Annotated in this window: 12 protein-coding genes; 4 read left to right on the forward strand and 8 right to left on the reverse strand. The window is 73.7% G+C overall.

All coding sequences use genetic code 11. The features are described from left to right. Window positions 1-44: 44 nt before the first annotated feature. The 3 genes from recX to OG448_RS07830 form a co-directional block, all read right to left on the reverse strand. On the reverse strand, window positions 45-839 hold the full coding sequence (gene recX, locus OG448_RS07820) for a recombination regulator RecX (protein WP_405552292.1): 795 nt from the start codon (window positions 837-839) through the stop codon (window positions 45-47). A gap of 3 nt (window positions 840-842) precedes the next feature. Continuing rightward, complete coding sequence (gene recA, locus OG448_RS07825) at window positions 843-1,982, reverse strand: recombinase RecA (protein ID WP_405552294.1); 1,140 nt, start codon at window positions 1,980-1,982, stop codon at window positions 843-845. A gap of 195 nt (window positions 1,983-2,177) precedes the next feature. Beyond that, window positions 2,178-3,371, reverse strand: a complete 1,194-nt coding sequence (locus OG448_RS07830) for an MFS transporter (RefSeq protein ID WP_405552296.1) — start codon at window positions 3,369-3,371, stop codon at window positions 2,178-2,180. Between the two features lie 38 nt (window positions 3,372-3,409). Here OG448_RS07830 and OG448_RS07835 point away from each other — a divergent pair, with 38 nt between their 5' ends. Continuing rightward, the gene (locus tag OG448_RS07835) at window positions 3,410-4,000 is read left to right on the forward strand and encodes a CGNR zinc finger domain-containing protein (protein ID WP_405552298.1); all 591 of its coding nucleotides are present in this window, start codon (window positions 3,410-3,412) and stop codon (window positions 3,998-4,000) included. Here the strand turns inward: OG448_RS07835 and OG448_RS07840 are convergent. Both OG448_RS07840 and OG448_RS07845 read right to left on the reverse strand, forming a co-directional pair. Beyond that, entirely contained in the window at window positions 3,997-5,139 is a 1,143-nt protein-coding gene (locus OG448_RS07840; protein ID WP_405558718.1) for an AI-2E family transporter, read from the reverse strand. The two genes, OG448_RS07835 and OG448_RS07840, sit on opposite strands and share 4 nt — an antisense overlap. Before the next feature lie 301 nt (window positions 5,140-5,440). Continuing rightward, complete coding sequence (locus tag OG448_RS07845) at window positions 5,441-5,635, reverse strand: DUF3046 domain-containing protein (RefSeq protein ID WP_405552300.1); 195 nt, start codon at window positions 5,633-5,635, stop codon at window positions 5,441-5,443. A 79-nt stretch (window positions 5,636-5,714) separates the two neighbouring features. Between OG448_RS07845 and OG448_RS07850 the strand changes: the two genes are divergently transcribed. Further along, complete coding sequence (locus OG448_RS07850; protein ID WP_405552302.1) at window positions 5,715-6,659, forward strand: hypothetical protein; 945 nt, start codon at window positions 5,715-5,717, stop codon at window positions 6,657-6,659. Between the two features lie 8 nt (window positions 6,660-6,667). Here the strand turns inward: OG448_RS07850 and OG448_RS07855 are convergent, their stop codons facing one another. Genes OG448_RS07855 through OG448_RS07865 form a run of 3 tightly spaced genes read right to left on the reverse strand, consistent with a single transcriptional unit; the run spans window position 6,668 to window position 8,606 of the window. Further along, on the reverse strand, window positions 6,668-6,976 hold the full coding sequence (locus OG448_RS07855) for an AzlD domain-containing protein (RefSeq protein WP_389006064.1): 309 nt from the start codon (window positions 6,974-6,976) through the stop codon (window positions 6,668-6,670). After that, complete coding sequence (locus OG448_RS07860) at window positions 6,973-7,725, reverse strand: AzlC family ABC transporter permease (protein ID WP_405552304.1); 753 nt, start codon at window positions 7,723-7,725, stop codon at window positions 6,973-6,975. The genes OG448_RS07855 and OG448_RS07860 overlap by 4 nt, the downstream gene beginning before the upstream one ends. After that, a complete protein-coding gene (locus tag OG448_RS07865; RefSeq protein ID WP_405552306.1) occupies window positions 7,623-8,606 on the reverse strand; it encodes an AraC family transcriptional regulator in 984 nt (327 codons plus the stop codon). The genes OG448_RS07860 and OG448_RS07865 overlap by 103 nt, the downstream gene beginning before the upstream one ends. Window positions 8,607-8,706: 100 nt before the next feature. Between OG448_RS07865 and OG448_RS07870 the strand changes: the two genes are divergently transcribed. Both OG448_RS07870 and OG448_RS07875 read left to right on the forward strand, forming a co-directional pair. Continuing rightward, a complete protein-coding gene (locus tag OG448_RS07870; RefSeq protein ID WP_405552308.1) occupies window positions 8,707-13,647 on the forward strand; it encodes an ATP-dependent helicase in 4,941 nt (1,646 codons plus the stop codon). Between the two features lie 45 nt (window positions 13,648-13,692). Next, window positions 13,693-14,538, forward strand: a complete 846-nt coding sequence (locus OG448_RS07875) for an Fpg/Nei family DNA glycosylase (protein ID WP_405552310.1) — start codon at window positions 13,693-13,695, stop codon at window positions 14,536-14,538. The last annotated feature ends 433 nt before the right edge of the window (window positions 14,539-14,971 follow it).

Genomic DNA, 14,971 nt, shown 5'->3' on the forward strand with positions numbered 1-14,971 from the left:
CCGCTCGGGGCCCGGCGCCCTGAGCGGGCCTTTCTGTCCGCCCGTCAGAAACCGTCCTCCGCCAGGAACTCCGTGTCCTCCCCCTCTTCCTCCAGCGCCTGGCGGACGACGCGGAGGGCCATGCCCTCGGGATACCCCTTGCGGGCGAGCATCCCGGCCAGGCGGCGGAGCCGTTTGTCCCGGTCGAGCCCCCGGGTGGCCCGCAGCTTCCGGTCCACCAGCTCGCGGGCGGTCGCCTCCTCCTGCTCGGAGTCGAGCTGGCCCACGGCCTCGTCGATCAGCACCGAGTCGACGCCCTTGGTGCGCAGTTCACGGGCGAGGGCGCGGCGGGCCAGTCCCCGGCCGTGGTGCCGCGACTCCACCCAGGCGTCCGCGAAGGCGCCGTCGTTGATGAGCCCGACCTCCTCGAACCGCGACAGCACCTCCTCGGCCACCTCGTCCGGGATCTCCCGCTTGCGCAGGGCGTCCGCGAGCTGCTTGCGGGTGCGCGGGGTTCCGGTGAGCAGGCGCAGACAGATGTTCCGCGCCTTCTCGGCCGGGTCCGTGTCCGTGGAGGACACCCCTTGCCCGGCCCTCGACGAGCGCGGGGTGTCCTCGTCCGTGCCGGCGGGCTCCCCGAAGCCGCGCCGGCGACGGCCGCGCCGGGAGGAGCCGCCCCCGTGGGACCCCTCCGAGCGTGTGCCGTCCCACCCGGACCGGCGGGGCGCCGGGTGGCTGTCCTCGGGTCCGTCCGCGTCGTCACCGGGCGCGGCCATGGCCGGGTCGCGTCCGATGCCCCTCCCCCGTGGGGCACCGGACGCGGAGTCGTCGTACTCGGCCCAGTCGGTTCGTCGCGTCACGGGTCAGCTCTTGGCTGCGGCGGCCTTGGGCTTGGTGGCCTTGGCCGGGGCGGGGGCCGCCTTGGCGTCCGTCGTGGCCTTGGTGTCGGCGCCCGTGGCGGTGACCGCGGCGGCGTCCGTGCCCGGCTCGGCGGCGGGCTTCTCGGGACGCACTCCGACGCCCAGCTTCTCCTTGATCTTCTTCTCGATCTCGTTGGCGAGATCGGGGTTGTCCTTGAGGAAGTTGCGGGCGTTCTCCTTGCCCTGGCCGAGCTGGTCGCCCTCGTACGTGTACCAGGCACCGGCCTTGCGGACGAAGCCGTGCTCCACACCCATGTCGATCAGACCGCCCTCGCGGCTGATGCCGTGGCCGTAGAGGATGTCGAACTCGGCCTGCTTGAACGGCGGGGCGACCTTGTTCTTGACGACCTTGCAGCGGGTGCGGTTGCCGACCGCGTCCGTGCCGTCCTTCAGGGTCTCGATGCGGCGGATGTCGATGCGCACCGAGGCGTAGAACTTCAGCGCGCGGCCACCGGTCGTGGTCTCCGGCGAGCCGAACATGACGCCGATCTTCTCGCGGAGCTGGTTGATGAAGATCGCGGTCGTCTTGGACTGGTTGAGCGCGCTGGTGATCTTCCGCAGGGCCTGGCTCATCAGTCGGGCCTGCAGACCCACGTGGCTGTCGCCCATCTCGCCCTCGATCTCCGCGCGCGGGACGAGCGCGGCGACGGAGTCGATGACGATGAGGTCGAGCGCGCCGGAGCGGACCAGCATGTCCACGATCTCCAGCGCCTGCTCGCCGTTGTCCGGCTGGGAGAGGATCAGGTTGTCGATGTCGACGCCGAGCTTCTTCGCGTACTCGGGGTCGAGGGCGTGCTCCGCGTCGACGAAGGCGACCTGGCCGCCGGCCTTCTGCGCGTTGGCCACGGCGTGCAGGGTGAGAGTCGTCTTACCGGAGGACTCCGGGCCGTAGATCTCCACGACACGGCCGCGCGGCAGACCACCGACGCCGAGAGCCACGTCGAGGGCGGTCGAGCCGGTCGGGATGACCTCGATGGGCTCCATCGACCGCTCGCCCATGCGCATCACTGCGCCCTTGCCGAATTGTCGTTCAATCTGTGCGAGCGCGGCGTCGAGCGCCTTCTCGCGGTCGGTTCCTGCCATGGGTTCCACCCGGTTTGCTTGAGTCGATCGCTTCACGTCAAAGACGCTAACGCCTGCCACTGACAACGCGCCCCGACGTCGGCCCGGCCTGTGGATAACTGGGGTACATCCCTACCCGAACCGTACTGAAATCCCCGCCGCTGGCCTCGCCTGAGCTTCCATGAGAATGGATGTTCGATTTTCATGTCAAGCGCCTCAGACCCCTGGTGGGTCAGGCGTATCCGAGTGCCGGGTCCGGGACGTGGGGCCGCTCCCAAGCACTCGCGACCGCACCGGAACGCGGACGCAGGCCACAGCGGCGATCCCCGACGCCAGCAACAGGGCACCCGACAGAGAGCGCGCCGCGAGCGGCCCCGCGAGGGCGGCCCCCACGGCGAAGCCCGTGATCTTCACGCTGGCGCCCGTGGTGAAGATCTGACCGCGCAGATGGTCCGGGGACTCGCGGTGGCGGACGGCGAACAGAGCCGTAAGTTGGGGGCCCTCGCCGGCGCCGACGAGCAACGCGGCCCCGATGAGCGCGGCCGGTCGGCCCGTAGCCGCCAGCGCCAATGCGGCGCCCTGCACCAGCGCACCCAGGCGAATCACCACATCCGGCGCCACCCCCGAGCGGGCAAGCACCCCGTTGGCCACCAACCCCGCCCCCGCCGCACACGACAGCAGCACCGCCCCTCGCGCCGCCCCACCCAGCACCCGCTCACCCAGCACCGGAACGCAAGCCGTCAGCACCCCCTGCGCCATACAGCAGCCCACCGACGTGAAGGTGGCTCGCGCCAGAGCGGGATTCCCCAGAACGAACCGCACCCCAGCGGCGAAGCCCACCCGAGCCGCCTTCCGACCAGCAGGCGCCCTGGGCAATCCCCACGCGACAGGCGCCGCCACCCAGATCAACACCCCGGCAACCACCACAGCACCAGCCGCCCCCACCCCCTCCGCCACACCCCCCACCAGGGCGGGACCAAGCAGACTCGCCACCCCGAACGTCATCGCATCAAGGGCATTCGCCCGCCCCGGCACCACCCGAGGCAACTGCGCCGTCCACCCACCCGCGACAGCGGGCCCCGCCACCCCGATCACCACGGCGAGCCCCAGCACAGCGGCAAGGGACACCCGGCCGAACCCGAGCAGCACCAGCCCCAATCCCCCGCCGTAAAGACCGAGCGCCCCCGCGAGCAACCACCCCGGCCGCTCCACCCGGTCGAGCAACAGCCCGAGCACCGGCCCACCCACCACGGCGGAGATCGTGACGCCCGCCAACAGCGCCGACCCGGCAGCGGCCGAACCCGTAACCGCGAACCCGGCCAACATCAGCGCAGGCCCCGACATCTCGTCCCCCACCCGAGCGGCCACCGCACCCGCAAGGTACGCGGCAAGCGCGTAACGCCTTCTCACCGCACCAACGTTACGGAGGTAACTCAAACCTCCGCAATATGCGTTACATTCGCCTCGTGCCCTCCACCCCCACCCCCGACGACTGGTCCACCCGGCACTCGGTGCTGACGACGACCCAGCGCACCGCCGACCTGATCAACGTCCTCGCCGGCGACCACCCCGACCCGACGGACGTGGCAGCCGTACTCCGCTCGTACGGCGAGACGGACGTCGACCTCTCCCCGCGCGAGGTGACCGAGATGCGCACGTCCGCAGCCCTGTTGCGCGAAGTCTTCGCCGCCGACGGCCCGGACACCGCCGCCGCGACCCTCAACCGCCTGCTGCACGCGCACACAGGCCCCCTCAGGCTCTCCTCACACGACGGCACCACCCCCTGGCACCCCCACCTGGACCGCGCCGACGACGCCCCCTGGGCGGAGTGGTTCCTGGCCTCTTCGTGCCTGGCCCTGACCGTCCTGCTCTGGGACCGCCAGCGCCCGCCGGGTGGCACCTGCGCCTCCCCGAGCTGCGAAAACGTCTACGTCACCCAAGGCAGCGGCCCGCCCCGCCGCTACTGCTCACGCCGGTGCGCCACCCGAGAGCGCGTCGCGGCCCATCGCCGCGCCCGCGCCGAGCGGGAAACCCCCTAGGCCGAGCCCTCGGAGTCCGACTCCGGAGCCCGCGGACGCCCCAGGCGGAGACGGATGAAGGTGTCCGGGCGGCCCTGCCGGCGCAATCGGTGGCCGTGCACGCGCGGGTCGTCCGTGACCGTGTACCGCTTGACGTACGCCCCCAGGAACGCCTGGAGCGTGGCGACCGCCGGGATGGCGATCAGGGCGCCCACCGCGCCGAGCAGGGCGGTGCCCACGATGACCGAGCCGAAGGCGACGGCCGGGTGGATGTCGACGGTCTTGGACGTCAGCTTGGGCTGCAGCATGTAGTTCTCGAACTGCTGGTAGACCACGACGAAGATCAGCACCCAGACCGCGTACCAGGGCGCCACGGTGAACGCGATCAGCATCGGCAGCGCGCCCGCGAGGTAGGTGCCGATGGTCGGTATGAACTGCGAGACCAGGCCGACCCAGACGCCGAGCACGGGCGCGTACGGCACGCCGAGGACCTGGAGCAGGATGTAGTGCGCGACGCCGGAGATGAGGGCCATCAGGCCCCGCGAGTAGATGTAGCCGCCGGTCTTGTCGACGGCGATCTCCCAGGCGCGCAGCACCTCGGCCTGCCGCGCGGGCGGCAGCACCGAGCACAGGGCGCGGCGCAGCCGGGGGCCGTCGGCGGCGAAGTAGAACGAGAACAGGCCGACGGTGAGGAGCTGGAAGAGTCCGCCGAGCACCTGGGCGGACACGTCGAGGACGCCGGCCGCGCTGTTCTGCGCGTACTTGCGCAGCCAGTCGGAGTGGAGCAGGCCCTCCTGGACGTCGACCCGGCGGACCTGAAGGTGGAAGGTCTGGTTGACCCAGTTGATGACCGAGTCGAGGTACTCGGGGAATCCCTCGATCATCTTGATGATCTGGCCCGCGAGCATCGACCCGAGCAGGGTGAAGAAGCCCGCGGTGACGACGGCCAGGCCGAGGAAGACCAGGAAGGTGGCGAGTCCCCGGCGCATCCCGCGCGCGGACATGCGGCTGACGGCGGGCTCGATGGCGAGCGCCAGGAAGAACGCGATCAGGATGTTGAGGAGGAGCCCGGTCAGCTCGTGGAAGGCCCAGCTCCCCAGTTGGAACAGGGCGACCAGCGTGAGCGCGAGCACCATGGCGCGCGGCAGCCAGCGCGGCATCCGGGCACCCGTGAACGCACCGGCCGCGGGCTCGCGCGGCGGCGTGCCGGCAGCGGAGGCCGCCGCCCCGGCCGGGGGCGCCGTCTGCGGGTCGGTCGGCTCGATGTCGTCGATGCGTGCCACGGGCCAAGTCTCGCCCACGCCACCGACAGCGCGGACCGTATGAGGGCCTGGGTGACCTACTCGGTATGTGGCCGTCAACACACCCGTCGGGCCGTCCGTCGACCGGGGGACCGGCGATCCGCGTATTTCGCCCCCGCCTTTCGGCCGATGTCGCCCGGCACCGGGCGACGACCGTGGCTCAGCGCTTGTCCCCCGGCACGTCCATCACGGTGCACACGACATGCCACACGTCCTTGGCGTTCCAGCCGGCGTCCAGTGCCTGGTGCACCGTCCGTCCGCCCAGCTCGGACATGATGTGATCGCGCGCGAAGGAGTCGGCGTACCCCGCACCGAAGTGCTCCGCCATCCGCTGCCAGAAGACCGTCAACCGCATGCCTCAAGTATCCCGCCTCGGGGGGCGGGACTGTCCGGGACCCGTCTCGGCGGGGTCCGGTGGCTCTACGGTCTGGTCCATGGCCGAATCAGATGGTCCCTCACTCCCCTCCGCGCACCCGGCGCACACCCCCCTCCTCCGCGCGGAGCGCTTCGTCTGGCTCACCGCGCGCGTGCTGGAGCAGCGGCTCTTCGCACACCGCTTCCTGAACGGCGGCGCGGACCCGGTGGAGAGGGCCCTGGACGCCTATCGCAACGAGGACGGCGGCTACGGCCACGCCCTGGAGCCCGATCTACGCGGCCCGGTGAGCCAGCCGCTGCACACCGCCCGCGCGCTGCACGTACTGGACGCGGTCGGCCGCTGTAGCGGGCAGCGGGTGGAGCGGGTGTGCCGCTATCTGACCTCGGTGTCCACCGCGGACGGCGCCCTGCCGGCGGTCTGTCCGAGCCAGCGCGGCTATCCGGCGGCACCCTTCGTGCCGGTGGTGGACGACCCGCCGAGCGAGCTGCCGGCGACGGGGCCGGTGGTGGGCCTGCTGCACCGCAACGAGGTGTGGCACGCGTGGCTGTTCCGGGCCACCGACTTCTGCTGGCAGGCCGTGGACGCCCTGGAGACGTCGCATCCGCACGAGGTCGAGGCCGCCGTGGCCTTCCTGGACGCCGTTCCCGACCGCGCCCGCGCGGAGGCGGCCGCCGACCGGCTCGGCCGCCTGGTGCGCGAGCGGCGGCTCGCGGCGCTGGACCCGGACCGCCTCGACGCGTACCCCGTCACCCCCGGCTACGCGCCCGGCGAGCAGCACTTCCCGCACGACTTCGCGCGCACCCCGGACTCGCTCGCACGCGCGTGGTTCACGGACGAGGAGATGACGCGTTCGCTGGACTTCCTCGCCGCCGAGCAGGAGGAGGACGGTGGCTGGCCGGTCCGCCGGCGCCAGTGGGCACCGGCCCCGGCGCTGGAGGCGCGCGCCGGCGTGACCATCGAGGCGCTGCGCACGCTCAGGGCGTACGGCCGCTACGTCGGCTGACCCGGCGCTCAGCCGGTCAGGGCCCGTACGCCGGCGGTCACCACCACGGCCACCGCGACGACCAGGAGGAACGGCGCGCGCAGCAGCAGCGCCACGGCCGCCGCGGCCACCCCTGCGGCCCGCGCGTCCAGGACGAGGGTGTGGCCGTCGGCGAAGGTCTGCTGGGCGGTGAGCGCGGCCAGCAGGGCGACCGGCAACAGCGCGGCGAGCTTCTTGACCAGCGGCCGCTCCACGGCGCTCGCGGGGACGAGCAGTCCGGCGAGCTTGACGGCGTAGCAGCCGAGCGCGGTGACGCCGATGGCGAGCCAGGTGTTCAACGGTCCTCCTCGGGGGCGTCCGGCCGCTGGGCGGAGCGGGCCCGCAGACCTTGCACGAACAGGGCGAGCGGCGCCGCCAGGGCCGCCACCAGGACGGGCGCTCCGGCGGGCAGCACAGGCAGCAGGCCGAGACCCAGGACGACCGCGAGTGCGGCGACCGCGCGTTCGGTGAACGTGGTCAGCATGGGGGCCAGCAGCGCCAGGAAGACGGCGGGCCCGGCCGCGTCCAGCCCCCAGGCGTCGGTGTCGCCGAGGGCCTGCGCGCCGAGGGCGCCGAGCAGGGTGGTGAGGTTCCACAGCACGTAGAGGCTGAGCCCGGTCACGGTGAAGCCGAGCCGCGCGGAGCGGCGGTCCGGCTGGGCCACGGTGACGGCGGTGGTCTCGTCGATCACCCATTGGGCGGCGAACGGCCGCAACGCGCGCGGGAGGGCGAGCAACTGCGAGAGCCGCAGCCCGTAGAACGCGTTGCGCACGCCCAGGAAGAACGCGCCCGCCGCAGCCGTGAACGGGTTGCCGCCGGCCGCGAGCGCCCCTACGAGGGCGAACTGGGAGGCGCCGGTGAAGACCAGGAGGCTGAGTGCGCAGGTCTGGAGGAGTCCGAGTCCGCTGCCGGCCGAGGTGACGCCGAAGGCGAAGCCGGAGAGCCCTACGGCGACGCCGACCCCGAGGGCGTCCCGTACGACGGCGCTGTCCGGCTTTCCCACGTCCTCGGCGGCCCTGTCCGCGAGTGCTGTCTGTCGCTGTGCCACGCCCCGGACGCTACGGCCACCTGCCCGGCGGCGTCTTGTACGTTGTTGCGCCCGCCCACGTTCTCGCGTTCGCGCTGGTAGGCCCCCGGAGGCACGCCGACGATGCGGGCGAAGTGGCGGTTGAGGTGGGGCTGGTCGGTGAAGCCGACGAGCGCGGCGGCCTCGGCGGGCGATGTACCGGTGTCCAGCAGGAGCCGGGCGCGGCGCACGCGCGCGTCGGTGAGCCAGGTGTGCGGGGGCATGCCGTAGGCGTCCCGGAAGGCGCGCAGCAGGGCGAAGCGGCTGGTGCCGAGGTCGGTGGCGAGGCGCTCCAGGCTGGGCGGCTCCGCCATCCGCTCCTCCAGCACGGCACGCGCGCGTGCCGCGATCCCGGCGCCGGCCGAGGGGGTGCGGCGCTCGGGCAGCGGGCCGCCGTTGAGCCGCAGCAGCCGGGTCACCGCGACGCTCAGCAGGGTGTCGGCGGCCAGCGCGTTGCCCTCCTCGGCGGCGCGCAGCACCTGATGGACCAGGCGGACGGTGTACGGGTCGTCCACCATCGGCGCGGCGAAGCCGGGCGTGCCCCGGATGGTGGTCGTCTCGGCCGCTATCCGGGCCACCACCTCGGGCGAGGGATACACCGCGCCGTACCGCCAGCCCTCGGGGACGCCCGCGCGGCCGGTGTGCGGGGTGTCCGGATTGACCAGGGCGAGGGCGCCCGCCCCCACGGACACGTCGGCGCCCTGGTGGTGGAAGACCTCCACGCCGTCCGCGATGGCCGCTATCACGAAGTTCTCGTGGGTGTGCCGGACGAAGGTCTTGCGGATGTAGCGGGCGCGGAGCAGGTCGACCCCGGGCAGTTCCGCGTACCGCCAGTGCCGTGCCCGCTCCCCTGAACCCGCCATACGCCCATTGTCGGCCACGCCCGCCGGACGCCGCACGCCCTGATCCGTCCCGTTTGCCCAGGTCAGCCCGATTGTCAGTGGGCGGGTGCAGGATGGAGGCATGGTCAGTTCCGCCCACCCGGCCCTCGAAGGCTTCTCCCCCGCGACCCGCGAATGGTTCACGGGGGCGTTCCACGCGCCCACCGAGGCCCAGGCGGGCGCCTGGAAGGCCATCAACGAGGGGTCGGACGCGCTGGTGGTGGCGCCGACCGGTTCCGGCAAGACGCTGGCCGCCTTCCTCGCCGCCCTGGACCAGTTGGCCTCCACCCCGCCCCCGGCCGACCCGAAGAAGCGCTGCCGGGTGCTGTACGTGTCCCCGCTCAAGGCGCTCGCGGTGGACGTGGAGCGCAATCTGCGCAGCCCGCTGACCGGCATCCGCCAGGAGTCCGTGCGCCTTGGCCTGACCGAGCCCGAGATCAAGGTGGGCATCCGCTCCGGTGACACCCCGCCCGCCGAGCGGCGCGCGCTGGTCACCCGCCCGCCGGACATCCTGATCACCACCCCCGAGTCGCTGTTCCTGATGCTGACCTCGTCCGCGCGGGACGCGCTCACCGGCATCGAGACCGTGATCCTGGACGAGGTGCACGCGGTCGCGGGCACCAAGCGCGGCGCGCACCTCGCGCTGTCCCTGGAGCGGCTGGACGAGCTGCTGCCCAGGCCGGCGCGCCGGATCGGCCTGTCGGCGACCGTGCGGCCGGTGGACGAGGTGGCCCGCTATCTCTCGCCCCGGCGCAAGGTGGAGATCGTCCAGCCCGAGTCCGGCAAGGAGTTCGACCTCTCGGTGGTCGTGCCCGTCGAGGACATGGGCGAGCTGGGCGGCTCCCCCGCGGCCGACGGCGACGACAAGGCGGAGCGGCCCTCGATCTGGCCGCACGTCGAGGAGAAGATCGCCGACCTGGTCCAGTCGCACCGCTCGACCATCGTGTTCGCCAACTCCCGCCGCCTGGCCGAGCGGCTGTGCAACCGGCTCAACGAGATCGCGTACGAGCGCGCCACCGGCGAGCCGCTGGACGAGCACCACTCCCCGGCCGAGCTGATGGGCGGCTCGGGCGCGGCCCAGGGCGCCCCGCAGGTGATCGCCCGCGCGCACCACGGCTCGGTCTCCAAGGAGCAGCGCGCGCTGGTCGAGGAGGACCTGAAGGCCGGTCGGCTGCCCGCCGTGGTGGCCACCTCCAGCCTGGAGCTGGGCATCGACATGGGCGCCGTCGACCTCGTCGTCCAGGTCGAGTCCCCGCCCTCGGTCGCCTCCGGCCTCCAGCGCGTGGGCCGCGCCGGGCACCAGGTGGGCGCCGTCTCCACCGGCGTGGTCTTCCCCAAGTACCGGGGCGACCTGGTGCAGGCGGCCGTGGTCACCGAGCGGATGCGCTCCGGGGGGATCGAGTCGCTGCGGGTGCCGTCCAACCCGCTGGACGTACTGGCCCAGCAGCTCGTCGCCATGACGGCGCTGGACACCTGGCAGTTCGACGACCTGCTGGCCACCGTGCGGCGCGCGGCTCCCTTCGCCTCGCTCCCCGAGTCCGCGTTCACCGCCACTCTGGACATGCTCGCGGGCCGCTACCCGTCGGACGCGTTCGCGGAACTGCGCCCCCGCGTGGTGTGGGACCGCGTGGCCGGCACCATCAGCGGCCGGCCCGGCGCCCAGCGGCTCGCCGTCACCTCCGGCGGCACCATCCCCGACCGGGGCCTGTTCGGCGTGTTCCTCGCCGGGTCCGACCCCAAGAAGGGCGGTGGCCGGGTCGGCGAGCTGGACGAGGAGATGGTGTACGAGTCCCGCGTGGGCGACGTCTTCACGCTGGGCACGAGTTCCTGGCGCATCGAGGACATCACCCGCGACCGGGTGCTGGTCTCCCCCGCGCCCGGTGTGCCGGGCCGGCTGCCGTTCTGGAAGGGCGACCAGCTCGGCCGCCCGCTCGAGCTGGGCCGCGCGCTCGGGGCGTTCCTGCGCGAGGTCGGCGCGCTGTCCGAGGAGGACGCCCGGCTGCGCCTGCTCACCGCGGGGCTGGACGCGTGGGCGGCGGACAACGTCCTGTCCTACCTGGCCGAGCAACGTGAGGCGTGCGGGCACATCCCGGACGACCGCACCATCGTCGTGGAACGCTTCCGGGACGAGCTGGGCGACTGGCGGGTCGTGATCCACTCCCCGTTCGGCGCCCAGGTGCACGCCCCCTGGGCCCTCGCGCTGGGCGCCCGCCTCTCCGAGCGGTACGGCATGGACGCACAGGTCATGCACGCCGACGACGGCATCGTGCTGCGCCTGCCCGACGCCGACCTGATGGGCCTGGACCTGCCGGACCAGAGCCCCGGCAAGGGCGGCACGGAGTACGACGGCGAACAGGCCCCGGTCGGCGCGGCGGACGTCGCCTTCGACAAGGGCGAGGTCGACCAGGTCGTCACCGAGCAGGTCGGCGGCTCGGCCCTGTTCGCCTCCCGCTTCCGGGAGTGCGCCGCCCGCGCGCTGCTGCTGCCGCGCCGCAATCCCGGCAAGCGCACCCCGCTGTGGCAGCAGCGCCAGCGCGCGGCGCAACTGCTGGAGGTGGCGAGCGAGTTCGGGTCGTTCCCGATCGTCCTGGAGGCGATCCGCGAGTGTCTCCAGGACGTGTTCGACGTGCCCGGCCTGGTCGAGCTGATGGGCGACATCGAGTCCCGCAAGGTCAGCCTGGTCGAGGTCACCACCCCGGAGCCGTCCCCGTTCGCCCGCTCCCTGCTGTTCGGATACGTCGCCCAGTTCCTCTACGAGGGCGACTCCCCGCTCGCCGAGCGCCGTGCCGCCGCGCTCTCCCTGGACTCCCGGCTGCTGGCCGAGCTGCTGGGTCAGGCGGAGCTGCGCGAGCTGCTCGACGCCGAGGTGCTGACCGAGCTGGAGCGCGAACTCCAGTGGCTCACCGAGGACCGCCGCGCCAAGGACCCGGAGAGCGTCGCGGACCTGCTGCGGCTGCTCGGCCCGCTGACCGACGCCGAGCTGGCCGAGCGGGGCGCCGAGCCGGAGTGGGCGCGTGAACTGGCCGCCGCCCGGCGGGTCATCAAGGTGCGCGTGGCGGGTGAGGAGCACTGGGCGGCCGTCGAGGACGCGGGGCGCCTGCGCGACGCGCTGGGCACCGCGCTGCCGGTCGGTGTCCCCGAGGCGTTCACCGAGCCGGTGAAGGACCCGCTCGGCGACCTCCTCGCGCGCTACGCCCGTACCCACGGCCCCTTCACCTCGGCCTCCGCCGCCGCACGCTTCGGTCTGGGCGTCGCGGTCACCGAGGGTGCCCTCCAGCGGCTGGCCGGCAGCGGCCGGGTCGTACAGGGCGAGTTCCATCCGGCGGGCATCGGCCAGGAGTGGTGCGACGCCACGGTGCTGCGCCGGCTGCGCCGCCGCTCGCTGGCCGCGCTGCGGCACGAGCTGGAGCCGGTGCCGCCCGCCGCGCTCGCCCAGTTCCTCCCGCAGTGGCAGCACATCGGCAAGGGCCACACGCTGCGCGGCACCGACGGACTGGTGCGCGCCATCGAGCAGTTGCAGGGCGCGTCCGTGCCCGCCTCCGCGCTGGAGAAGCTGGTCCTGCCCTCCCGCGTGGCGGACTACAAGCCGTCGATGCTGGACGAACTCACCGCCGCGGGCGAGGTCGTATGGGCCGGGGCGGGCTCACTGCCCGGCAAGGACGGCTGGGTCTCGCTCTACCTCGCGGACACCGCACCCCTCCTGCTGCCGCCCCCGCACCCCCTGGAGCTGAGCCCGCTCCACCAGTCGATCCTGGACACGCTCTCCGGCGGGTACGGCCTGTTCTTCCGTCAGATCGCCGACCAGGTCCGCGCCACCACGCACCCCGAGGCGAGCGACGCCCACCTGGCCGACGCCCTGTGGGACCTGGCCTGGTCGGGCCGGCTCACCAACGACACCCTGGCGCCGATGCGCGCCCTGCTGGGCTCGGGCCGCACGGCGGGTGCGACGGCCCACCGCGCCAAACGCAATGTCCCGCGCGGGCGCTACGGCTCCCTGACCGCCGCCGCCCGGGCCACCTCCCGGTCCGGCCCGCCGACCGTGGGCGGCCGCTGGTCGCTGCTGCCCGTGCCCGAGCCGGACGCCACCGTGCGCGCCCACGCGCGTGCGCGCGCCCTGCTGGACCGGCACGGCGTGGTGACGCGCGGTGCCGTGGGCGCGGAGGGCGTCGAGGGCGGCTTCTCGGCGGTGTACCGGGTGCTGTCCGTGTTCGAGGAGAGCGGCCAGGCCCGGCGCGGTTATGTGGTCGAGGGGCTGGGCGCCGCCCAGTTCGCCATGGACGGCGCGGTGGACCGCCTCCGGGCGGTGTCCAACGCCCGCGACCGGGGCGAGCGCGTCGTGCCCGCCCCGGTCCCGGCGGGCAACGGGGCTCTCCCGCCCTTCCCCGGCGACGGCCACGCCGCGTCCGCCGCCTTCGACCCGTCCTCCGGCGGTTTCGGCCACCCGAGCCTCGACGGCGACTTCGCCTGGCCGCCCCAGGGCGGGGACGACGGCGGTCTGCCCCGCCCCTTCGGCCCTGCGGCCATCCCCGACCCGTACGCCTCCCCCGGTCAGGGCGGCCCGCGCGGCGGCTCGGGTTACGGCTCCCCCGCGAGCCGGAGCTACGGCCCCCGCGCGCGGGACACCGCCCCCGACTCCCAAGCGGTGGTCCTCGCCGCCGCCGACCCGGCCAATGCGTACGGCGCCGCCCTGCCCTGGCCCGAACCGCCGACCGGCGCCGGGCACAAGCCGGGCCGCAAGGCGGGCTCGCTGGTCGTCCTGGTGGAGGGCGAGCTGACCCTGTACATGGAGCGCGGCGGCAAGACCCTGCTGGCCTGGCCCACCGACCCGGACTCCGCGGCGGCCGACGACCCCCGCCTGCTCGCGGCGGCGGAGGCCCTGGCGACGGCTGCCCGCGCGGGCTCCCTCGGCACGGTCACCGTGGAGCGGATCAACGGCACCGCGGCCCTGACCTCGACCCTGGGCCCCCTGCTGGAGGGCGCCGGCTTCATAGCGACCCCACGCGGCCTGCGCCTGCGCGCGTGAGCCCGGCGGCCGGGGAAGGCCACCGCGCCGTGGCACCCTGGACGCATGCCCGAAGGTGACACGGTGTGGCAGACCGCGAAGCGGCTGCACGACGCGCTCGCGGGCAGGGTGCTGGCCCACAGCGACTTCCGGGTTCCGCAGTACGCGACGGTCGACCTGACCGGCCGCACCGTGCTGAACACCGCCCCGCGCGGCAAACATCTGCTCACCCGCTTCGAGGGCGGCCTCACCCTGCACACGCACCTCCGCATGGAGGGCGCCTGGAAGGTGTACGGCCCCGGCGAACCCTGGCGGGGCGGCGCCGGACACCAGATCCGCATCGTCCTGGGCGCCGACGACCGCATGGCCGTGGGCTACCGCCTCTCGGTGCTGGAGCTCCTGCGCACCGAGGACGAGGAGCGCGTCGTAGGCCATCTGGGGCCCGACCTCCTCGGTCCCGACTGGAACCCGGAGCGCGCCCTCGCCAACCTGTACGCCGACCCCGACCGCCCCCTCGGCGAGGCCCTGCTCGACCAGCGCAATCTCGCCGGGATCGGCAACGTCTACAAGAGCGAGCTGTGCTTCCTGCTCGGCGTGACCCCCTGGCTCCCGGTCGGCTCACTCCCCGAGGACCGCGCCGCCCAGCTCCCCGGCGTCGCCCAGCGCCTGCTGGAGGTCAACCGGGCCCGCCCGGTCCGCCAGACCACCGGCCTGCACCGCAACGACCTCTACGTCTACGGCCGCGCCTCCCGCCCCTGCCTGCGCTGCCGCACCCGCGTACGCGTGGCCGACCAGGGCGACGGCACCCAGGAGCGCCCCACCTACTGGTGCCCCACCTGCCAGAGCGGCCCCACCCCCGCACCCGGCACCGCCCAGCGCTGGCGGGAGCGCTACCCCCGCCCCGCACGCTGACTCACGTGACCCGAAGCCGAGAAACCCAAGCCCCCGCCCCACCCGAAGCAGCCCCCGCTCACCCCGCCCCCGATTCACCCGTACGAGTTACCCCAGCATCAGCTTCCGCGCCCCCGCACTCCCCCGTGGTCCGCCAAGCCTCCCGCCACCGTCCCGTCCGCACGGCCCCCTCGGCCCGCTCCTTGGCCACACAGTGCACCGGCAGCACCCCCAGCCCCCACCCGCCGAGCACCACGGACCCCTCGAGCACCCCCGCCCCGTCCCCCAGGGTCAGCCGCAGCACCGCCCACCACCACACCGCGCCGAACCCAAGACCTGCCCCCCAGCGCACTATTCGCCCGTCCATGAACCCGCCACCTCCAGCCGGAAGCTAGAACACCGCCTGCCACCTGCGGAAGGCGCACCGAAGGGCTCACCGGAGCAGCGCCGGGCA

Origin of the sequence: Streptomyces sp. NBC_01171 (assembly GCF_045039805.1) — a bacterium.
Lineage (GTDB): Bacteria > Actinomycetota > Actinomycetes > Streptomycetales > Streptomycetaceae > Streptomyces.

Coding starts and splice junctions, on each gene's coding strand:
- recA (WP_405552294.1), bottom strand. CDS start 1,982: ATGGCAGGAACCGACCGCGAGAAGGCGCTCGACGCCGCGCTCGCACAG.
- OG448_RS07835 (WP_405552298.1), top strand. CDS start 3,410: ATGCGTTACATTCGCCTCGTGCCCTCCACCCCCACCCCCGACGACTGG.
- OG448_RS07840 (WP_405558718.1), bottom strand. CDS start 5,139: ATGCCGCGCTGGCTGCCGCGCGCCATGGTGCTCGCGCTCACGCTGGTC.
- OG448_RS07845 (WP_405552300.1), bottom strand. CDS start 5,635: ATGCGGTTGACGGTCTTCTGGCAGCGGATGGCGGAGCACTTCGGTGCG.
- OG448_RS07850 (WP_405552302.1), top strand. CDS start 5,715: ATGGCCGAATCAGATGGTCCCTCACTCCCCTCCGCGCACCCGGCGCAC.
- OG448_RS07865 (WP_405552306.1), bottom strand. CDS start 8,606: ATGGCGGGTTCAGGGGAGCGGGCACGGCACTGGCGGTACGCGGAACTG.
- OG448_RS07870 (WP_405552308.1), top strand. CDS start 8,707: ATGGTCAGTTCCGCCCACCCGGCCCTCGAAGGCTTCTCCCCCGCGACC.
- OG448_RS07875 (WP_405552310.1), top strand. CDS start 13,693: ATGCCCGAAGGTGACACGGTGTGGCAGACCGCGAAGCGGCTGCACGAC.